Genomic DNA, 19,669 nt, shown 5'->3' with positions numbered 1-19,669 from the left:
GGCCTTTCGGCCGACATCGTGGCCGTATTCTTACCCCAAATGGCCCACGAACGGGTGAAGAAACGGCAAAAATTCGTCACGTAATGCAAGGTCCGACGGTGAGTGACATCCACAGCGTTTTCTAAGCTGGCGCTCGCGATACTCCCAGCATGACCGTCGAAGCTCGATCCATGCTGCTGAGAGCGGAACGGCCGATCCCCGCGATCGCCGTTGCGCGCCCCCGCAGCCGGTGGTCGGCGCTCCGGTTCGTCCCCAACCCCAAGTCGACGCCGTTCACCTTCGGCTACCTGGTCGTGCTGCTGGGCACGACGCTGCTGCTGCGGTTCGCCGACCCGGCGGTGACCACCCGGCTGCTCCAGCTGTCCAGCACCGACGCCCACAACTTGTGGCGGCGCCCGATGACGTCGCTGCTGACCAGCGCGATCTGGCTGTCCGACCAGAGCTGGCTGGTGTACGCGGTGATCTTCGCGGTCGCCGTCGCCCCGCTGGAACGCCGGTTCGGCGCCCGCCGCGCGGCGCTGGTGTTCTTCTCCGGCCACGTGCTGGCCACGCTCGTCACCGAACTGCCGGTGATGGTCCTGATCAGCGCCCACGTGCTGCCGAACTCGGCCGGGCACTGGCTCGACATCGGGGTCAGCTACGGCTTCTTCACCACCGGCGGCGCCCTGGTGTTCCTGCTCCGCGGCCGCGCCCGCCTGGTGGCGTTGGTCACGATGGAGGCGTTCATCGCGGTGATCTGGCTCGGCGACGACCCGGCCGGCCTCGACTCGGTCGTCACGCTGCTCGGCCACGCGTTCGCCGCGCACTTCGGGCTGTGGTTCTGGGGCCCGCGGCTGCGGGCGAGCATCCGCAGGCCGGGCCGGAATTCCGGCGGTAGGCACGAGCCGGGGTCGGTGGTGTAATCGACGGGCCACACGCCGACTTGACGGGGGACGGACGCACATGGAGCCCGACTCGCTCGCCGAACTGGTCGAGCTGAGTCCCGATGCGATCTGCGTCCACGAGCGCGGCCTGCTCACCTACGCCAACCGCGCGGCCCTCGAAGCGTTCGCCGCGCGCTCGGCCGACGAGGTCGTCGGCCGCCGGTTCACCGACTTCGTCGCCGAGGACACGCGAGCCGTGCTGGTCGAAAAGCTCGCCCGGCTGACCGAGCCGGGGCAGGCGAGCGAGCCCGTCGAAGTGCTGATGTCCCGGCTGGACGGCAGCAAGTTCGCCGTCGAGACGGTGGTGGTGCACCTCGGCCAAGCCGCGTACCAGGTCGTCATGCGCGACATCACGGCGAAGAAAGCGGCCGCCGAAGCCCTCCGCTACCAGGCCGCACTGGTGTCGCACGTCAGCGACGCGCTGATCGCGACCACCGGCGAAGGCGTCGTGACCAGCTGGAACCCGGCCGCCGAGGCGGTGTACGGCTGGACCGCGGCCGAAGCCGTCGGCCGGCGCGCCGGTGAGCTCGTCGGCGCACCGCTCGACCTGCCGGCCATCCGGCGCGGTGGCGGCGTCGCGGAAGCGGTCCACCGGCGGCGCGACGGCGCTCCCCTGGCGATCCGCGTCTCGGCAGCCGAGATGAACGACGGCTACGTGCTGGTCTGCGCCGACGAAACCGCGCGGCGGCGGGCCGAGCAGAACTACCGCACGGTCGTCGCGTCCCTCGACGAAGGCGTCCTCGTGATGGGCGCGGGCGGGCTCATCGAAGCGGCGAACCCGGCGGCCTGCCGGATCCTCGGCGTCGCCGAAGCCGACCTGGTCGGCGTCCCGTGCCACACACTGGTGCTGTTCACCGAGTCCGGGCGCTGGATCCCGCCGGACGAGCTGCCGTCGGTGCAGACCCGGCGGACCGGGGTCACGCACAACGGCCTGGTCGTCCGCCTGCGCCGGCCGGACGGCCGCGACGTCTGGGTGTCGCTGACCTCGCGCCTGCTCAACCAGGAGGACCCGGCGGCGATGGCCGTGGTCACGTCGTTCACCGACATCACCGAGACCCGCGCGATCAGCGCGCGGCTGGCGCACGACGCCACCCACGACCCGCTGACCCGGCTGGCGAACCGGACCCTGGTGCTGGGCAGGCTCGACGTCCGCGAGCGGGGAGCGGTCACCGTGCTGTTCCTCGACCTCGACAAGTTCAAGGTCATCAACGACTCGCTCGGGCACTCGGTCGGCGACCAGGTGCTGCGGATCGTCGGCGAACGCCTGCGCCGCAGCTCGGGCCGCGACGACCTGGTGGGCAGGCTGGGCGGCGACGAGTTCGTCGTCGTCACCGCCGAGGTCACCGACCCCGCCGAGGTCCGCGCGCTGGCCGAGCACCTGCGGGCGGCGCTGGCCGAGCCGATCGGCGTGCTCGGCAGGCAGCTGCACCTCGACGCGAGCATCGGCGTCGTGCTCGTCGGCCGCGACGACCGCCGCAGCGCCGAGGACCTGCTGCGCGACGCGGATGTCGCGATGTACCAGGCGAAGACGCTCGGGCGGGCCCGGCACCACTTCTTCGACGTCGGTCTGCGCGAGCGGATGCAGCGGCGGCTGCGGATGGAGCAGGACCTGCGCGACGCGGTCCGCGATGGCCAGCTCTGGCCCGCGTACCAGCCGGTGGTCGACCTGCGGACCGGCGAGATGGTCGCGGTCGAGGCACTGCTGCGGTGGACGCACCCCCGGCACGGCGCGATCGCGCCCGCGGAGTTCATCCCGCTCGCCGAGGAAAGCGACCTGATCAACGTCATCGGCAAGGAGATGCTGCGCGCGACCACCCGCGAACTCGCCGCGCGACGCACCGGTCAGGGTCTGGACCTGACGCTGAAGGTCAACCTCTCCGCCCGCCAGCTCGACGACCCGCACCTGGTGCCCGCGGTCCAGGACGCGCTGGCGAGCACGGGGCTGCCGCCCGCCGCGCTGTGCCTGGAAGTCACCGAAAGCGCGTTGATGCGCGACCAGGCCGCGGCCGCGGAAGTGCTGGCGTCCCTGCGTTCCCTGGGTGTGCTGCTGGCGATCGACGACTTCGGCACCGGCTATTCGTCGCTCGCGCAGCTGCGCCGGCTGACGCTGGACACGCTCAAGATCGACCGCTCGTTCATCACGGGGATCGCCGAGTCACGCGACGCGGAGGCGATCGTCACGAGCATCATCGCGATGGCCCACGCGGTGGACCTGACGGTGATCGCCGAAGGCGTCGAGTCGGCGGAGCAGCTGGAGCTGCTCCGCACGCTCGGCTGCGACCAGGCCCAGGGCTACTACCTCGGCCGTCCGGTGCCGGCGGCCGAGCTGTTCGGTCAGTAGGTCTCGCGGAGCCGGCTCAGTTCGTCCGGGGTCAGCTCGATGCCGAGGTCCTTGAGGGTGGCGTCGAGCTCGTCCGGCGCGATCGTCGTGGTTTCCCGGTGGCCACCGGGTTTTTCGACGGTGAGCTCGCGCCCCAGCACCTGCCGGCTGATGCCCGGTTCGAGCGTCATGATCACCAGCCGTCCGGTGAAGGGCGACTTCGGGTGCGTCGAGGCGTAGTGGTGGTAGACCTCGTAGTCGACCCGGTGCATCTCGTCGAGCCGGAACTCGAAGAGGTCGTCGTCGCCCTTCCGCAGGGTCCACCGGCCGTCGTGGTGCGTGAGGCGGTGCGGCCACCCGGCTTGGTCGACCTCGTGCCCGTCGACGAGCGGCATCGGAGCGAGGATCCCGGCCCCGAACCCGACGTCGGCGAGGAACTCCCGCTCGTCGAGCTCGACGACGAGCGTCATGTGCGTGGCGGGCCCCGGCCGCCGCGGCTGCACGCGCGCGGCCAGCCGCCGCACGGGGTAGCCGAGCCGTTCGAGGACGGCGGCGAAGAGGCCACTCTGTTCGTAGCAGTAGCCGCCCCGCCGCCGCCCGACGAGCTTGGCGCTCACGACGTCGAGCGAAATCCCTTGGTGCTGCCCGAGAACGACGTCGACGTTCTCGAACGGGATGGCCTGAACGTGCGCGCGCATGAGGTCCCGGAGCGCCCCTTCGGACGGCGCACGCCGTTCCTGCCCGATCCGCGCCAGGTACGCGTCGAGGTCGACGGCGTCGATGTCCCATTCCCCAGTGGTCATGGGAGCCATGATGAAACCTCGACCTCGATCGAGGTCAACCTTCGTGCACGACCTTCCGCACCTCGACGGCGGTGTACTGGGCGTCCGGGATCTTCGCGGCGAGTTCGACAGCGCGCGCTTCGGTTTCGACGTCGACGACGTAGTAGCCGCAGAGGAAGGCGTCGGACTCGACGAAGGGGCCGGTCCGGGTCTGCGGCCGGCCGTTCTCGACGCGGACGGTCTTGGTGTCGGCGGGCTCGGCGAGGGCTTTGGTCTCGACCATCTCGCCGGAGCCGGTGATGAGCTCGATGAAGGCGCCGTGCCCTTCGTAGACGGCGTTCTTCTGCTCGTCGGTGAGGGTGGCCCAGAGGGTGGGATTCATGTGGAGCGTGAGGAGGTATTTCATGCCCGGTGGTCGGAGCCTGTCCCCTGGTCCGGACACGAGGATTCGCGGTTCACTCGTTCGGCCTAGCCACGACGAGGAAGCGCTGGTCGTCGATGTCCTTTCCCCACAGCGCGGGATCGGTCAGCATCCGGAACCCCTGCGCTTCGACAAGGGCCCGGCGCCGGTGAACCACCGCCCCTCGACGAGGATCAGCCGCCTACCGGACTTGAGCAAGCCGGCCCACCTCGCCAGGGCGACGGCGGGATCGGGCATGGCCCAGAGGACGTGCCGCACGAGAACGACGTCGTAGGCGGTCGGGACACGGCGGATCGGCGGCATCGCCGTGCCGGAAGTCGACCTCGAGCCCGGCGGCTTTCCGCCTGGCCTGGCCGAGCATGGCGGTCGAGAAGTCGGCCCCGCAGACGTCGTGGCCGGCCTCGGCGAGAAGGAGCGAAAGGCTCCCGGTCCCACACCCGAGATCGACGACGGCCGCCGGAGCGGGCGGCAGCAGCGGGAGAAGAAGATCCGCCCAGGCGTCGCGGACGGCGGCGTCCCGGAGGCCGTGGTCGGGCTGGTCGTCGAAGGTTTCGGCTTGGGCGTCCCAGAGGTCGGAGGTCACCGGACCCATCCTGCCGACCACGACCGACAGTTTCGGAGGCTGCATACTCGGGCCGGTGACCAAGCTCCCGCACGACGTGCCGTTTCCGTTCCACGGGCGAGTCGTCTGGCTGACCCCCGAGCAAGGCGGCCGCACCACCGGGCCACCGCGAGCGGACGACTACGCCGCCAATGCCTTCGTGCCGCCGCACACACTCCGCTTCGGCCTCGCGTCGTTCGTGCTCCGCGGTTTCGCACCAGAAGCATGGGTCTCGCCGGCGAAAGGACGCTGGCTGACGGTCGAGAACTCCGGCCCCCACCGAATCCGGCCGGGCGCGGTCGTCGTGATCACGGAAGGCCCCAAGCCGGTCGGGTACTTCCACGTCGAAGAAGCCGGCTGAGCCTGGAACCGAGACCGCAGACACGAAAAAACCGCCCTGGTGATCAGGGCGGTTTTCGTTCCGGTGGCCAGGGCCGGGGTCGAACCGGCGACCTTCCGCTTTTCAGGCGCAGACGTTTTCGCAGGTCACGGGGGTTGTACTGCCGCCACGTGCAACCCCCGTGCAACATCCCGCTCCCTTGAACACCGGTGTCTGGCGACCGTTCAGCGTCGGCTGACGAGCAGGTATCGCTCGTCTTTGATCGGAGCGCCCCACAAAGCGGGATCGTTCAGCGGCGTCACCGTCGCGTCCTCTCGACGAGCACGCGCGAGTCGCTCGCACTCGTCCGCCGAGATCCCGGCCCCGGTGAACCAGCGACCTTCGACGAGCACCAGACGACCACCTGGTTTCAGAAGGCCCACCCACTTGCCTAAAGCGGCGGCCGGGTCGGGCATGGCCCACAGCACGTGCCGCGCGAGAACGACGTCATACGCGCCTGGCGAGCAGGGAGGATTGGCGGCATCCCCCTCGCGGAGTTCCACACTCACCCCTGCCGCTTCGGCCTTCTCCTCGGCTACAGCGAGCATCCGGCTGGACAGATCCACCCCGTCCACGGCGTACCCGGCCTGGGCCAGCAGCACGGCGAGACTGCCCGTCCCGCAACCGAGGTCGACCACCGAAGCGGGGCACACAGGCATCAATGGCAGAAGAAGATCCGACCACGCTGCCCGCACTGAAGGGTCTCTCAGGCCATGATCGGGCTGCTCGTCGAACGCTGCCGCCTCAGCATCCCAGATCTCTTTCATTCGTTCCGTCACGCTGGTCATCCTCTCAGCGACCACCCACTTTCAGTGCTTGACGACGATCGACTTGGGCAGCTTGGCAGCATCACCGTGTGCGGCGAGCTTGCTCAGTTCGTCGGCCACTTCCCGGTCTCTCCCTTCCACCGCGTGGAGGTACCGCAGCGAGGCAGCGGCCGAAGCGTGCCCGAGCCGCTTCTTCAGGTCGGCCAGCGTTGCCCCCGCACTGGCGGCGAGCGTCTGGCCGGTGTGCCGCAGGTCGTGGAAGCTGACGCCGATGCCGGCCTTGACGCGAGCCCGGACGAACGCCTGGTAGACCGCGTTGCCGTTCATCGGCCGCCCGTCCTTGCCGACAAAGAAGCGCTCCCGACCGGCCCACTCCTTCATGTGCTCCCGGAGGTACGGCATGACATGCGGAGGAACCGACACCGGCCGACGCCCCGCATCCGTCTTGGGGTCCTTGTCGTACTTCTTTGGGCTCTCCAGAAGTTCCACGCGGCTCTTCCGCACCCAGACGACGCGGTCGGCCAAGTCGACGTCCTCCGTTCGCAGCCCACACACCTCTCCTCGGCGAAGACCACACCAGGCCGCCAGGAGCACAGCTGCCCGATATCGCGGAGTGATCGCCTCGACGACCTCCACGACCTGCTTGGGCGTGGCAATCCCCCGTTCCTTCGCCTTGTCCGAGCCCGCGCCGGGGATCTGACACGGGTTGACCGCGATCGCCCCATCACGCTTCGCCGAGTTCATGACGGCCCGGAGGAACCGGTACGACTGGGCGATGGAGGTCTTCCCGCCGGTCCCGGCTAGTGCCTTGGCGTACCAGCTCCGGACCACGGGCGGGGTGATCGCGATCAGCGGCCGGTCCAGCAGCTCGACCATGTGAAGTCGCATGTTCCGCCGACACGTCTCCTCCCAGCGCTCCCCGATCTCCGGGTTGGTGCGCAGGTACTCACTGGCGTAGTTGCCGAACGTTTCCCGGCCGAGTTTGTCGTCCAGCCAAGCCCCCTTGGCGAGATCGGCCTCAACCCCGACCAGCCAGCGGTCCGCGTCCGTCTTCGTCCGGAAGGTGTTTGGCGCGTACTGCCGCTGGCTGTTCGGTCCGATGAACGACGCCTGGAACTGGCCGGACGGCAGCTTGCGCACCGAGCCGAACCGGCGACGACCTTGCTTCTTCGCCATCACGCCACCGCCCGGCCGGCCGACCAGTTCACCTGGACCGGCTCGACTCGTCCGGCCTGCGCGAACGCGTCCAGGTCCCCGAGAGCAAGCCGGACATGCGCGCCGAGCTTGTGGAACGCGATGCGCCGTTCCGCGACCAGCCGCCGGATGAACCGCTCCGTGGTGCCCAGGTAGGCAGCGGCTTCCTTGACGTTCAAGTACTGCGTGTTCATGTGCTTCTCCCCCGTGTTGATCAGGCTGCGAGCTGAGTTGCCGAAGTTTCCGGACCGTCCCCTGGTGGTCCGGCGGCAGCGAGTAGCGCCCGGTCATACTCGGCCTTCCACGTGATCCGCTCCGCGATGGCCCGCATGACCAGGTGCGGCCGAGGCGGGACCTGCGGGTCGCCGGGCTCGACCTTCCGCCAGACCAGCCGGGCCGGATCCGGTTGTGGCTTCTCGATCCCGATCGCCGCCAACGCCTGCTGCACGAAGGCTTTCCGGTCGGCTTTGTGGTCGTCGAGGGTCTTGCCCGACCACTTGCGCGACACCAGCACCCGCCGCCCCGGCAGCCCGAGGGTGGTCCGGCGATGAGCCCGGCCCTTGCAGTGGCCCGGGGTGGTCTTGCTGCCCGCGCCCTTCGGTTGGATCCCGTAGAGCAGCCAGACCGCGCAGCGCGGCGAGCACGGGGTGACCGACAGTTCGGCGTGGAGCCGGTCGTGGTGATCCCGCAGCCGTGCCGTGTCCGCCTCGACCACCTCGCCGGTGGACTTGGTCAGGTATTTCGTGAGGTAGCCGATGTGGCGGCCGGCCTCTTCGGTGCCGCCGAGGATGCCCTTCGAGTGCACCTGCCGCCCGAAGGTCACCACATGCGCCGGATCCTCGACCTCTTCCACGGCGTCGTCCCAGTTGGTCAGCGGCTCGCGGGTGTCCGGGTCCAGGAATGCCCGGGTGTCCGGATCCCAGACCGGCAGCCGCTCTGTGTAGACAATCTGGTCATGGTTGGGCCACCAGACCTGGTGATAGGTGGCTTCGGTGACCTGGCGGATCACGTCGTGCGGGATCGCCCCGCGGATCGCCGCGTGCAGGTGCGGAGCCGTCCGCTTCTGCGGCTCCACCGTCGCGAAGTACTGCGCATCCCAGCCCACGACCCGCCGGAGGTTCTGCCACCACCGATCCACCAACGCCGAAAAGTGCACCGCATCCCGGGCCGCCCGCCGGTAGTCATACCGCGACGGGTCGACCGGCGCCCCATCGCGGACGGGGCCGTAGGTGTCGCACGTCAGCGTCACAAACATGGACGGCCGGAACTTCCCGGCGAACTCCCTGCCGACGGTGGTCTTCGCGACCTTCTGCCGAGGCAGGTTCGGCGCGTCCTGCCGCCGACGGGTCGACCGCTTCACGGCACGCTTGGTCGGGACGTCGAGGGCGGGCAGCCGGCCCCGCATCCCGAGTTGCCGAAGTTCCGCGTCGACCCCGGCGACCTCCTCCCGCAGCTCCTCGGCTTCGGCCTGGTCGTGCTCGACCACCTCCCGATACGCCGCCACCAGGTCCGCCCGGTAGGTCAGCAGCTCCTTGTGATCCTCCGAGGGCGGTTCGGCGGTGAGGTTGGGTTCTTCGGTCATGTGCCAGCCTTCGCGGCACTGGGCCTGCCGCAGCGCCTTCGCCTTCCGAGCACACGGAAGGCACACCGACTCCACCGTGGAGCCGCACGGCACGGGGACGTAGCGGAGTTCGCCGGTCTCCGTGTCGCCGACCTCCATGGTGAAGGGCCGGACGCAGACGCCGTGCTTCTCCGCCGTCGCCCGGATCACGTCCGCAGCAAGAGGCGTGCGCATCCGCTCAGCCCGCGTCCCGGCCGGTGAGGTCTGTTCGTCGGTCATCAGGCAGCCACCTCCCCGGGGCGGGTCCATTGCCGGAGTACAAACACGGGCATGTCCTGCCGCGACCTGGCGGGCAGGTCCGGGAACACGTCCTCGGAGAAGTCGACCGCGCCGTAGACGCGGACCGGGACCCCGCAGGGCATCCGGCCGCTGACGATCAGATGCACCGACGTTCCAGCGGGTGTCCGCCAGATCTGCGCGGAGACCTCATCCAGCGTCTCGGCCCAGGTCACCAGTCCCGAGGCCACTTCGGGCAGCTTTCGAGCGGCGCCGAGCTGCACCCAGATCGGGTCCGAGCCAGACGTCACGTTCACCGACGCCACCGGACCCAACACGTGCAAGTCGAGGTGATCGCGGATCGCGTCGAGAAAGACCATGGTCGTGTTCACGCCGCGACCCCCTCAGCGCCGCGCCGAGCGGCCAGATCGACCACGCCGCCGTTTGTGACGTAGTGCTCCAGCGCCTTCACCGCGTCGTCGCCGACCCACCCGGCCCGGATGCGCAGCGGTTCGCGGATGCCCTCACCCCACACGTAGCCGACCCCGGCTTCGGAGTCGCCGATGCGGTTGGCCCACGCGCCTCGTTCATAGGCGCCGTCCCCGAGGACCATCGGGACGTGCGTCTTCGAGGTCACCCGCAGGCACACGCGGCGGGTGAACAGCTCGCGGACCGGGACCGTGTCCTTCGTCGGTTCTTGGACGTAGCCCCGCACGGTGATCCCGAGCGCCCGCCCCTGGGTGGTCAGCAGCGCGACTCGTTCGACGATCTGATCGCGGGTCTTGCGGTCCGTGTACTTGGTCAGGGCGCCGATCTCGTCGAACTCGAGCAGCTCGAGCGGGTGTTCGGTGCTGATCGGAACCGTCCGGAGGCGTCCGGCGAACTCGGCTTTGCGAGCGTCCATCGTGCCCACGAGGTCGTCCAGGACCTCGATCGCGTCCTTACCGGACACCGCGTACCGGGCGAAGATCCCGCGCCCGTAGGCCAGCTCCATGCCCTTCGGGTCGATCCCGGACATACGGATCACGCCCGAGCGGATCGCCGAGGCAGCCGACACCAGTGGGCACCACATCACCGAGTTCTTCCCCGCGCCCGAGGCACCAGCCGTCAGGCAGTGCGCGCCGGAGCCGGACAGCGGGACTCGCCAGTCGTGCCCGTACTCGGTGTGGCCGGACCACACGCGCCGCAGATCCACACCGGCCGCGTCCACCGCCAGCAGATCGGGCACCGGCAGCGAGTGCACGACCGAGCCGAGCAGGTCCCGCCGCTGGAAGTCGACCGACACCACGTTGGGCTCCAGCTCCCGCACCTGGCAGCGGGCGACCCTCCGCGCCGACGCCAGCGCACGAGCGGCCTCGTCGAAGTCCTCCGGCTTCTGGCCGGCCACCAGCTGAACCCGCACCTCATCCCACGAGGGCCCCGACCGGACGCCGAGGACCTTCGGCATCTGCACTCCAGCTTGCCGAGCGGTCGCCCGGGAGGCCTTCCGGCGACCTACCAGGTTCACCGTCACTTCCACCGGCAGCACGTCATCGCGGACGCTCAGGCCGCAGGCGTGCAGCCAGCCGGGGAGCTTGCGCCCGTAGACCGCCCAACGAGCCCACCACGAGCGCAGGAACCGCCAGCACCACTGATCGAACGACACGATGTCGACCAGTCGCCACAGGGCGAGGATCAGTGCCAGGCCACCGAGGACGAGCACGAGCGACAGCCAGCCCAGCCACACGCACCACAGGTAGGCCACGACCACGGCCAGGCTGGTCCGCCACCGCGTCACCACCTGCGCCAGCAGCCAGAACGCCGCCTTGCAGGCCCACCAAAGGGCGATGAACACGACCACCATCGCGGCCAGCGCCTCGACCACCGACGCCAACGCGCGACCGATCTTGTGCAGCACCCAGACACCCAGCCCCAGCACACCCAGGGCCACCACGAGGAATCCCGGAGACAGGTTCATCACCGGCCACCCCGCAACACCGCCGAAAGATCCAGCGGCAACGCGCCCAAGCAGGGGGCGCACTTGGTCTCACCCGGCAGCAGCCGAGCGAACCGCTTGCAGTCCGCGCAGCGCGAGCGGGTGACCCCCACTGGCGCACGGTTGTTGCTATCGTCTAGCGTTTGCATTGTTCACACCTCGCGGTTGTGGACAGCGCAGGAGCGGCATGGTTGGTAGCCGAGTTTCCGCTTCTGCGCCTTACGGTTCCGCGTCGCCGGAAGAGGACGCGTTTCATCGCCGCACGACATAGCGCGCGTTTTTCGTTACAGAGTTTGACTGTCCGGGTGTCTACACAGGACTATTTGGACTCCGACTTGCCGCCCTGGATCTGCGCTGACACCTCCCCCGCCTTCCGCCGCTCGTAACCCGCCCAGTACAACGCCTCGTGGTGATGCCCCCGGTCAACGTCGGCAACCTTCTCGTACATCCGCGCGTTCGCCTGCCGGAAAGCCAGCCACACTGCCGGGTTCGCGTCGGGCGCCGGAAGACGCTCCGTTGCGATCTCGTGCGCGTCCCGCAGTGTGCGCGGCTCAACCGGCTTGCTCATCACGCACCAGCCGAGCCGCCGCGCGAGCTTCGAGAAGTGCCGCCAGGTCCTCGGCGCCGTCGCGGAGCTGGCGAAGGAACTTCACGCAGGCCGGCCACATCGCCGGGTCGTCCGGCGGCCGCAGCATCACCACGCACGGCGCCCCCGCGAGCACCAGCATCGGTGGATGCGTCGGGTCCGAACCAGTCTCCTCGACCGTCAGTTCCGCTTCCCGCCCGACGATCCACGTCACGCCGAGCCCGTCCCAGTTGGCCGTCATGCCGCCCTGCCTTGCTTGCCCATTCCTTCGCCAGCTCTTCGAACCCCTCGGCAGCCGACTCAAGAGCCGCGACGCACCACCAGGGCAGACCCCGCGACTTGGCCAGCTCATGCCATGCTCGCGACACCCGCTGTGCCGCACTTGCCGTGTTCTCGGCGTTCGTCGACGACAGCACCGCAGACCCGTGCTCCCAGGCCGCCATGTAGTCGCGGTACGCCTGCTCCCACACCCGGACCAGCTCGTGAAACGCCGCAGCATTACGAACCGGCCCGGACGTGTTCATGTCGCTCACGCCGCCTTGGCCGACGCTTCACCGGTCGCGGTCGACCGCGCCGACTTGGACCCGGAACCGCTTCCGGCCGCCTTGAAGCCGGTCGCACGGAAGGCGTAGGACAGGTACTTGAACTCCCCCTGCCCGGCCACCTTCGCTTCGGCGGTCAAACCCTCCAGCTCAATCGGGCGCATGCCCGGCAGCGCCTCCGACGTCAGCGGAACCGGCTGGACGTCGGCCAGAAGCGTGATCTCGAACGAAGCGCGCTTCGCCTTGGTCTCGTCCGGGTCGGTGACGGTGGCCTTCCACTGCCGCTTGCCGGTGGCTTCATCGACCCGCTGCCGCGTCGGACGACCAGCTGCCCGGTCTTCCCGGGACTGGTATTCGTTGTCGGGTGCCACCTCGCCGACCAGCACCAAGCCCTGCGGAAACGCGCTGTCGAACTCGATCGGGAACCGGTGTCCCTTCATGATCGCCATGTCAGAGGCCCTTTCTCAGCCGTTTGCGGCCTTGTCGCCGCCCCCTTGGTATGCCAAGGTCCATCTAGGTATACCAAGACTTGGCATGCCAAGTCAACTAAGCTGATCAAGCAAGCCCAACCAGGCAGGAGAGCGACCGTGCCCGAGCACATGTACGAACGGGTTGCTGAGGTGCTGCGAGAGCGGATCGTCAGCGGAGATCTCGCACCAGGCGATCGGCTGCCATCACAGGAGGCGCTCAGCGAGCAGTTCGACGTGTCGCGCATCGTCGCCCGCGAGGCACTGGACCTGCTGGAGAGTGAAGGGCTGATCGATCGCGTCCAGCGACTCGGCGCGTTCGTCCGCCGGTATCAGCCGCTCATCCGCAGGTCGGAGCAGCATTACCGCACCAACCCCGGCGCCCCGTTCGCCGAGGAGGCACTAGCCGCCGAGCGCGTCCCCCGGTACGGCCACGAGACGTACCCGGATCGCGCGAGCGCCGACATTGCCCACCGACTTGAGATCCCGGTCGGAGCCGACGTCATGCGCACCGACTACACGTCGTACGCGAACGACGAGCCGATGATGCTCACGCACTCGTACGAGCCACTGGAGATCACCAAGGGAACGGTCATCGAGCGCCCCGAAGAAGGCGTCATGATGACCGCCGGCCTGGTGGACCGCTTCACGGCTATCGACATGCGGCCGACGCGGGTCGTCGAGAGACTTCGTTCGCGGATGCCCCGACCGTCAGAGACCGAGGCCCTGAAGCTCCGCAAGGGCACGCCGGTCGTGATCATCGTACGGACCACGTACTCAAACGAGACGCCAGTGGAAACCGCCGACATATTGTTGGATGCACATAGGTTCGAGCTTGAATACGTGCTCCGCGTAGACCCATTGCAATAGGAGCATGAAAATACGAAAGGCGCCCGCCGCGTTGGTTCGCGACGGGCGCCTTTGTCGTATGCCTAGCAGTTGATCAGTTCGGGCTTCTGATTGAGGATCTGCGCGCGCGGCGAGACGAACTCCTCGTACTCCTTCACCGCCGACGGGGCGAAGAGGCCCGTCTTGCAGCAGTTCTGGAAGGCCAGCCGGACGCCGTACTTCCGCTCGACCGCCCCGCGCATCGAGTCGCTGGCAGCGAAGCGCAGCAGCTCACCCCACGCCTGGTCATCCGGCGGCACGGTACCGTCCTCGGCGACCGTCGCCCCGCTCTCGTACTGCTTGACCAGCCGCTCGACCACCGACCAGGCGTAGGGAAGCGAGTTCTGAACGCAGGCCAGGAATTCGTCATCGGTCATCGCGCCCGCCTGCGCCTTCCTGACCAATTCTTCCGGGACCGTCAAGGACATCGCGGCACTTCCTCTCAGCGTCAACACTGCCGCAGTCCAGTTAACGCCTCGACGCGACCGAGCGCGACCCCCAGAAGCGTGAATTTCACTCTAACAACATGTCAGCCGAGTAATAGTATGCATAAGCGGCCATATATTTGCCGACCCGCGCCGCCGACGAATTTTATTCCACAGAAATTATTCTGCTATTTTGCCGTCGGGATCCGCAACCTTACGCAGCTTTTCGGACAGCACATTGGCCACCTTGCCCAGGTCCCTAGATTCACTCAACGGAATCAGGTAAGTGTCTTCATGAACTATAGCGTTTCGAACACGTAATAAGTGCCTGAAGTTGGCCACATCTTCCGTGGACCATATATTCGACTCGACCAGCCAATCCAAAACCGATCCCAGCGGGGCATTAAGCTGTACAGTCTCGGATTTAGTAAATATAACCGCACGTGCGAGCGCCTCCACGGCTTCGACACGTCTTGCGAACGCCAGAGCCATGCCACGATGCGCCGAGGCGACTGCACCCTTCCTTCTGCCAACGCCCAAGCCGACGACCGAAAAGACCGATCCCGCCAACACGCCCAGGATCAGCGAGGCAAATAATGGAATCCAATCAGCAAATTGCGCAGCGAACGCCACCACAAAAATAATAGCGAAGATGACTAAAAGGGCCACCGAAAGAATAACAAGTACCATGCGGCGGATGCGGGTATCTCGAATCCATGAATCCACCACATCGAAGGTACTGCGCCCCAGACTGTAGGGGCCACGATCTTGCCCTGATTCAGCCCATCTCAAGCGACCTATTGCTGACTGGACTTCATCTGCACTAATTCGACTATCAGCAGGCCTATCACGAGACTTCGAGCGCTCGATTTCTCCAAGCAGTATGAGCCGCTGATCATCAGCGAATTTCTCGATGAGCTCTTCCGCGGCACCAGTCACTGGAATCGACGCATTACTAGCACCGTTACGCTCGTCGCCTAAGTCTTCCGCGCTAGTCACAGTCGCCTCCTTATTGCATATCCATTTGCAACTAATGCAATCACCGCGAGCACAATAAATATGGACACAAGGAGAGGGCCACGCAAGTAGCTACCTAGCACGCCGACAGCGGCAAGACTTGCTAGTCCAACAACCTGAATCGAAGTAGCCAGTACGCTCCTGTCCCTTTCGGACTCGGGCAGGGGTCCGCGCCGAACGACTTCGTTCGCCCGAATTACCATGGTTGCTGTTATTTCAGGTTCGCGGACGTCTTCATCTCGCTCTGCCTCCTCAAGCCGGGCAGTCTCGCGTTCGAGAGCGGCGGAAAAATCCTCAACAGCCTCGGCGAATTTCTGCCGAGCTGCCTCCGTCATACCTCGCTCAGTGAACGGAACGACGATGTGTCCTGTTGGAGGATCAAGGTGCGGCACTACGGCGCCTGTCTTCTGTCTCCTACCTGTGGGACTGGCGGCCGGACCTTCCCGCCGTACGATCTCGGCCATCTCCATGCTCCCGTCACGTCCCAGGCATGATACCGGTCACACTTCATCGCTAGGCGAGTGCCGACCCGAGCAGGAGACAACGAACAGGCTGCCGAACTTGGCTCTATGGGATCAAGGCGCCGCCGTCGGCGGCGCACCTCGGGGCCGCGCGGCGGCCCCGCCCAAGTGCGGCACGGACGGCCTGCCGCTCCGCTCCGGCCGCCGGCCGCGGGCGGGCCGCCGGAGGTCACCTTTTGCGCAGCGCCGCCGACGGCGACACCCCATGAGCTAGAACGCGACACCCGGTCACATCGCGCGCGGAGTTTGGCCCTGCTCAACGCGGATGCTCCCGAGTGCCGCGCCCTGCACTCTACGGCCGTACTAACGAGCCTCCGCAAGATCGATGACCGGTTCGGGCGAAGCCGACCAGCAGAGCCGACACAGGAGGCGTTCCAGACTGGAACGGCGACAGGCAGGCGGTGGCCGCTCCCTCGCAGGCGATCGTTTAACACCGGCCCGCCGCCATCAAGGGCGCCTACGGCGTCGCTGCGCGATGAGCTGCGCTCACCCTTGACACCGACGATCCGGCGCTAACTGCGGCAGAGGCGAGGAAGACGGGGGCAGACAGCCACCGCCACGCGGAAGGTGAGGACACCATGCGCCGGATGTATGGAGCCCACACCAGCTCAGCATGTGGAGTCGCTACGAGCTCGCCGAGCACCAGACTCGCCGTGCAACACACGTGCAACTAGCGACGGCCAACGGCGGTCAACCAAGGTCAACAACGGCCACGGCCAAGATCGACCCCAGACATGAGAAAACCGCCCTGACCTGGGTCAAGGCGGTTTCTACCAGCGTGGCCAGGGCCGGGGTCGAACCGGCGACCTTCCGCTTTTCAGGCGGACGCTCGTACCAACTGAGCTACCTGGCCGGGAACGCCGGCAAGCAGCCGAACGATCTTGCGACCCTGACGGGACTCGAACCCGCGACCTTCGCCGTGACAGGGCGACGCGCTAACCAACTGCGCCACAGGGCCTTGCTTTACTACTGTACTGCGTACTCCCAACGGGATTCGAACCCGCGTTGCCGCCTTGAAAGGGCGGAGTCCTAGGCCACTGAACGATGGGAGCCCGGTCGGTTTCGGGTGACCGACCGACCGCGCTTCCAGGTTCCCCTGGGAGCGATTACAAGCATAGGGCACGCCGCCACCGCTTTGCACCGGGGGTTCCTTAAGCCATCGGCGCGGCTTGGACCTGCACAAACGACGTCAGGTCGGCCACGCGGCGAGCGAGCTCGGCTCGCTCGGGCTCGGTCAGCGCCGACGCGAGGAGTTCGCCGATCCGGTCGTCGGTCAGGGCCTCCGCGCGGTGCCAGCGGTCGCGCAGGTCCGGTTTGCGCTCTGCCGCCGCCGTCAGCGCGTCCGCCGCGTCCTCAGGCCACGCCGTGCGCAGCAGGCGCGTGCGGCCGCCCTCGGGGTCCGCGATCACCGCCTCCGGCACCGACAGGCCCACCGCCCGCAGTGCCGCGAAGTGCAGCCCGCCGCGCAGCTCGCGGAAGACCATCAGCGCGAAGCCGAGGCGCTCGACGTCACCCGAGGGGCGCTCGGCGTTCTTCCACCCCGCGAAGAGCGCCAGCCCGCTGGCGTCCGCGGTGTCGACCACGCGGAAGAGCAGCTCCGCCAGGCGGGCGGCGTCCGGTACGGCCGAAAGGTTGACGCGCGACCACCGAGCCGATGACTCCGCGTAGGCGCGGACCGCGGCGGGGGCGTCGAGAGCTGCCGTGGCCGGCGGCAGGACGAAGTCGAACAGCCAGTGCGGGAAGATGCCGAACAGCTCCGCGGCCACCTTCGGCGGGACGTCGCCGAGCACCGCCGACCGCCCCCGCACGTACAGCGAACGCGGCGGCAGCCCCACCTCCGCCTCGACCGCCACCAGCTCCGGCGACGTCATGAACTTCCCACCCAGCACCTGCACCACCGGCCTGATCCGGTTCGCCAGGTCCGCCGCACTCTCGATCGTCGTCATGCCATCCCCTTTCGACACCGCGACCGTAACACTGTTATTAAACCTGCGTCAACCAACGGCCGCCAGCCTGGCAATTACTTCCCGGAAAGAGGCACAACCTGCGGAAATATCACCGGACAGGCCCGGCGGAACACACCCCGTCCACCGGACCCCCCAGCCACCACCCGCTCAACGCTGAACCGGCGCCTGCCCGTCCTCGTCCAGATTCAGACCCAGCATCTCCAGCAACCGAACACAGTCCGCGACCCCCAGCGCACCATTCGCCACCGCCAGCCGAGCCCGCCGAACCTGATCATCCGACACCCGCTGCGCATCCGACGCCCCACTGCGCTGCGCCGGCAACGCCCCGGCAAACGGCGCACTCCCCCCATCGGCACCTTCGTACCGAAGGAGGAACTGCCGCACTTCAACAGACCCGCTCATAGCCCCTCCATACGGCTCACAACAACTTGGCCGCGAGGCTAACCAGCGCCGGCCACCACACACAGCCCCCCGGAGAGTGAACCTGAGGCCACGCTCCGCTCAACGCAGCGCAATCAGCAACCCCGAAGAAGAAACCCACCCGAACGATCGTCACCCCCGGGGCAAAGTGACACCACACAGCGAAATTTCCCGCTCTGCACTCGCCCAACCCCCCAACTCGTGCAACAATCGAAGTGCTGACACACCCCCGGTCAGCGCCTGTGGAGATCCCCTCCGACCCCCGCGTTCCTCCCCCTGGCGCGGGGGTCCTCCATTTCTGGGCCCTGCTCGGGCTTCGCCCTCCGCGGGCCCAGCATTTCGGCGTATTGCCCGGGGGCCGAGCCCCCGGAACCCCCACGGTGCGGCATGCGCAGCTTCCAGCCTTGTCCGGCTTCGCCTCGGGCGCGGAGCGCCCTGGCGAGGGGTGAGCGAGGCGAGGGGCGAGGGGCGAGGGGCGACGGTGAGTGAGGGCTAGGAGCGCCTGCGCGAGCCCGGACGCCGCTTCAGTCGCCGTCCTGATTGTTGGGGGGATTGGTGATCGATTCTTTGGGTTATTGGGAGGTTGCTGTGGGTGGGGTTGATTGGGCTGTTTGGGGGGTGGTTGGGCTGAATGGGGAAAGTTGGGGGCGTGTCGTGGCTCACAGTGGTTTGTGTGGCGAGATCCAAACGTTATCGTGGCGTTCGTGCCCCTTCCCTCCCTTGGCCGCTTGAGCAGCCGCACGAACCTGAAAGCCGCCGCGTCTTCTGGGCGTCATCGTGGTGCCGCGAAGCTCGCGGACGACGGTGTTGTCGAGGACACCGAGCTCACGTCGTACCTCGCAGCGCTGGCTCCCGACAACGACCTCGAGAGCACCGGCTCCGGCAAGCGGTTCGGTGAGGCTCAGGTCATCCAGCTGCGGATGAGCCTGGTGGCCAGCCAGCAGCTCAAGGACATCGCCGCCGAGCGGCAGATTTCGCCCCAGGCGCTCGCTCAGGAGTGGATCCTCGAGCGGCTCAACTGGGAAGGCCAGGCCTCGTCGCTGCACGACCAGCGGCAGCAGGCCGTCGGTGAGGTCAGCGACCTCACCGACGAGTTCCGCTTCCCCGCCGACGCCTTCGACGCGCCGGCCGTCGCGCAGCGCTGAGCGCGCCCGCCACTAAGACCACACGAGAAAGGGCCCCCGGCGGGAATCGCCGGGGGCCCTTCACTCAGGCCTTAAGACGCGCAAAGGGCCTGTGAGGCTTGTGCAGCCTCAGTTTCAGATCGCGCGGACCTTCTGGGCCTGCGGACCCTTCTGGCCCTGGCCGACCTCGAACTCCACCCGCTGGTTCTCCTCGAGGGTGCGGAAGCCGCGGCCCTCGATCTCCGAGTAGTGAACGAACACGTCGCCTTCGCCGCCGTCCTGCGCGATGAAGCCGAAGCCCTTCTCCGCGTTGAACCACTTCACAGTGCCTTGCGCCACCGCTGTACTCCTCGTTACACAGATCCGCTTCGAATGCCACCGAAGCGGCACCCCGACCGTCCCGGGCGGTTCCAACGAGACGAGTCAAGAGCGGGTCGGCTCCATGGCTCGCGTCAGAAGTTCCGCGAGTGTGAAGCCACGAACACGCAAAACGACGGCCTGAGAGCAGACTAC

At 67.6% G+C, this 19,669-nt stretch carries 24 protein-coding genes and 3 tRNA genes; 5 read left to right on the top strand and 22 right to left on the bottom strand.

The window, feature by feature from the left end; all coding sequences use genetic code 11:
* The first annotated feature begins 149 nt into the window (after window positions 1–149).
* Both AB0F15_RS00855 and AB0F15_RS00850 read left to right on the top strand, forming a co-directional pair.
* Window positions 150–902 (top strand): rhomboid-like protein, encoded by a 753-nt coding sequence (locus AB0F15_RS00855; RefSeq protein WP_360263128.1) that lies wholly within the window; start codon window positions 150–152, stop codon window positions 900–902.
* Window positions 903–942: 40 nt separating this feature from the next.
* On the top strand, window positions 943–3,264 hold the full coding sequence (locus AB0F15_RS00850) for an EAL domain-containing protein (RefSeq protein ID WP_360263125.1): 2,322 nt from the start codon (window positions 943–945) through the stop codon (window positions 3,262–3,264).
* Here the strand turns inward: AB0F15_RS00850 and AB0F15_RS00845 are convergent.
* From AB0F15_RS00845 to AB0F15_RS00830, 4 genes are read right to left on the bottom strand one after another with little or no spacing between them, the layout of a single operon-like run.
* The gene (locus tag AB0F15_RS00845) at window positions 3,258–4,046 is read right to left on the bottom strand and encodes an arylamine N-acetyltransferase (RefSeq protein WP_360263123.1); all 789 of its coding nucleotides are present in this window, start codon (window positions 4,044–4,046) and stop codon (window positions 3,258–3,260) included. The two genes, AB0F15_RS00850 and AB0F15_RS00845, sit on opposite strands and share 7 nt — an antisense overlap.
* A 34-nt stretch (window positions 4,047–4,080) precedes the next feature.
* Window positions 4,081–4,431, bottom strand: coding sequence for a YciI family protein (locus AB0F15_RS00840; RefSeq protein WP_360263120.1), 351 nt, complete (start codon window positions 4,429–4,431; stop codon window positions 4,081–4,083).
* Between the two features lie 49 nt (window positions 4,432–4,480).
* Window positions 4,481–4,603 (bottom strand): hypothetical protein, encoded by a 123-nt coding sequence (locus tag AB0F15_RS00835; RefSeq protein ID WP_360263118.1) that lies wholly within the window; start codon window positions 4,601–4,603, stop codon window positions 4,481–4,483.
* Between the two features lie 24 nt (window positions 4,604–4,627).
* Entirely contained in the window at window positions 4,628–5,029 is a 402-nt protein-coding gene (locus AB0F15_RS00830) for a methyltransferase domain-containing protein (RefSeq protein ID WP_360263115.1), read from the bottom strand.
* A gap of 55 nt (window positions 5,030–5,084) precedes the next feature.
* Here AB0F15_RS00830 and AB0F15_RS00825 point away from each other — a divergent pair, with 55 nt between their 5' ends.
* Window positions 5,085–5,408, top strand: coding sequence for a hypothetical protein (locus AB0F15_RS00825; protein ID WP_360263113.1), 324 nt, complete (start codon window positions 5,085–5,087; stop codon window positions 5,406–5,408).
* Between the two features lie 203 nt (window positions 5,409–5,611).
* Here the strand turns inward: AB0F15_RS00825 and AB0F15_RS00820 are convergent, their stop codons facing one another.
* The 9 genes from AB0F15_RS00820 to AB0F15_RS00780 form a co-directional block, all read right to left on the bottom strand.
* Window positions 5,612–6,214, bottom strand: a complete 603-nt coding sequence (locus AB0F15_RS00820; RefSeq protein ID WP_360263110.1) for a class I SAM-dependent methyltransferase — start codon at window positions 6,212–6,214, stop codon at window positions 5,612–5,614.
* A gap of 21 nt (window positions 6,215–6,235) precedes the next feature.
* A complete protein-coding gene (locus AB0F15_RS00815; RefSeq protein WP_360263107.1) occupies window positions 6,236–7,369 on the bottom strand; it encodes a site-specific integrase in 1,134 nt (377 codons plus the stop codon).
* The gene (locus tag AB0F15_RS00810) at window positions 7,369–7,581 is read right to left on the bottom strand and encodes a helix-turn-helix domain-containing protein (RefSeq protein ID WP_360263104.1); all 213 of its coding nucleotides are present in this window, start codon (window positions 7,579–7,581) and stop codon (window positions 7,369–7,371) included. The genes AB0F15_RS00815 and AB0F15_RS00810 overlap by 1 nt, the downstream gene beginning before the upstream one ends.
* Window positions 7,582–7,601: 20 nt before the next feature.
* On the bottom strand, window positions 7,602–9,227 hold the full coding sequence (locus tag AB0F15_RS00805) for a replication initiator (RefSeq protein ID WP_360263101.1): 1,626 nt from the start codon (window positions 9,225–9,227) through the stop codon (window positions 7,602–7,604).
* Window positions 9,227–9,616, bottom strand: a complete 390-nt coding sequence (locus tag AB0F15_RS00800; RefSeq protein ID WP_360263098.1) for a hypothetical protein — start codon at window positions 9,614–9,616, stop codon at window positions 9,227–9,229. The genes AB0F15_RS00805 and AB0F15_RS00800 overlap by 1 nt, the downstream gene beginning before the upstream one ends.
* Window positions 9,613–11,181, bottom strand: coding sequence for an FtsK/SpoIIIE domain-containing protein (locus AB0F15_RS00795; RefSeq protein WP_360263096.1), 1,569 nt, complete (start codon window positions 11,179–11,181; stop codon window positions 9,613–9,615). Before AB0F15_RS00795 ends, AB0F15_RS00800 begins: the two co-directional genes overlap by 4 nt.
* 337 nt (window positions 11,182–11,518) lie before the next feature.
* A complete protein-coding gene (locus AB0F15_RS00790) occupies window positions 11,519–11,767 on the bottom strand; it encodes an AMED_5909 family protein (RefSeq protein WP_360263093.1) in 249 nt (82 codons plus the stop codon).
* Window positions 11,751–12,026 (bottom strand): hypothetical protein, encoded by a 276-nt coding sequence (locus tag AB0F15_RS00785; protein ID WP_360263090.1) that lies wholly within the window; start codon window positions 12,024–12,026, stop codon window positions 11,751–11,753. The genes AB0F15_RS00790 and AB0F15_RS00785 overlap by 17 nt, the downstream gene beginning before the upstream one ends.
* Window positions 12,027–12,314: 288 nt before the next feature.
* Complete coding sequence (locus AB0F15_RS00780) at window positions 12,315–12,776, bottom strand: hypothetical protein (protein WP_360263087.1); 462 nt, start codon at window positions 12,774–12,776, stop codon at window positions 12,315–12,317.
* A 138-nt stretch (window positions 12,777–12,914) separates the two neighbouring features.
* Between AB0F15_RS00780 and AB0F15_RS00775 the strand changes: the two genes are divergently transcribed.
* On the top strand, window positions 12,915–13,664 hold the full coding sequence (locus AB0F15_RS00775) for a GntR family transcriptional regulator (RefSeq protein WP_360263084.1): 750 nt from the start codon (window positions 12,915–12,917) through the stop codon (window positions 13,662–13,664).
* Window positions 13,665–13,726: 62 nt separating this feature from the next.
* Here AB0F15_RS00775 and AB0F15_RS00770 read toward each other — a convergent pair whose 3' ends face one another.
* The 8 genes from AB0F15_RS00770 to AB0F15_RS00735 form a co-directional block, all read right to left on the bottom strand.
* A complete protein-coding gene (locus AB0F15_RS00770) occupies window positions 13,727–14,110 on the bottom strand; it encodes an SCO5389 family protein (protein ID WP_360263082.1) in 384 nt (127 codons plus the stop codon).
* 177 nt (window positions 14,111–14,287) lie between these two features.
* Window positions 14,288–15,106, bottom strand: coding sequence for a hypothetical protein (locus AB0F15_RS00765; RefSeq protein WP_360263080.1), 819 nt, complete (start codon window positions 15,104–15,106; stop codon window positions 14,288–14,290).
* Window positions 15,103–15,588 carry a hypothetical protein gene (locus AB0F15_RS00760; protein WP_360263078.1) on the bottom strand — a complete coding sequence of 162 codons (486 nt, stop codon included), beginning with the start codon at window positions 15,586–15,588 and terminating at the stop codon, window positions 15,103–15,105. Before AB0F15_RS00760 ends, AB0F15_RS00765 begins: the two co-directional genes overlap by 4 nt.
* A gap of 836 nt (window positions 15,589–16,424) precedes the next feature.
* Window positions 16,425–16,498: transfer RNA gene (locus AB0F15_RS00755), tRNA-Phe, on the bottom strand.
* Window positions 16,499–16,529: 31 nt separating this feature from the next.
* Window positions 16,530–16,603: transfer RNA gene (locus tag AB0F15_RS00750), tRNA-Asp, on the bottom strand.
* Between the two features lie 21 nt (window positions 16,604–16,624).
* Window positions 16,625–16,697: transfer RNA gene (locus AB0F15_RS00745), tRNA-Glu, on the bottom strand.
* A gap of 99 nt (window positions 16,698–16,796) precedes the next feature.
* Complete coding sequence (locus AB0F15_RS00740; protein WP_360263076.1) at window positions 16,797–17,591, bottom strand: hypothetical protein; 795 nt, start codon at window positions 17,589–17,591, stop codon at window positions 16,797–16,799.
* 168 nt (window positions 17,592–17,759) lie between these two features.
* Window positions 17,760–18,014, bottom strand: coding sequence for a hypothetical protein (locus AB0F15_RS00735; RefSeq protein WP_360263074.1), 255 nt, complete (start codon window positions 18,012–18,014; stop codon window positions 17,760–17,762).
* 722 nt (window positions 18,015–18,736) lie between these two features.
* Here AB0F15_RS00735 and AB0F15_RS00730 point away from each other — a divergent pair.
* Window positions 18,737–19,177, top strand: coding sequence for a hypothetical protein (locus AB0F15_RS00730; protein WP_360263072.1), 441 nt, complete (start codon window positions 18,737–18,739; stop codon window positions 19,175–19,177).
* A 114-nt stretch (window positions 19,178–19,291) separates the two neighbouring features.
* Here AB0F15_RS00730 and AB0F15_RS00725 read toward each other — a convergent pair whose 3' ends face one another.
* On the bottom strand, window positions 19,292–19,495 hold the full coding sequence (locus tag AB0F15_RS00725; protein WP_003097368.1) for a cold-shock protein: 204 nt from the start codon (window positions 19,493–19,495) through the stop codon (window positions 19,292–19,294).
* Between the last annotated feature and the right edge of the window lie 174 nt (window positions 19,496–19,669).

This window comes from Amycolatopsis sp. NPDC026612 (assembly GCF_040638285.1).
GTDB lineage: Bacteria > Actinomycetota > Actinomycetes > Mycobacteriales > Pseudonocardiaceae > Amycolatopsis.
This window is presented reverse-complemented; position numbering and strand designations above follow the sequence as displayed.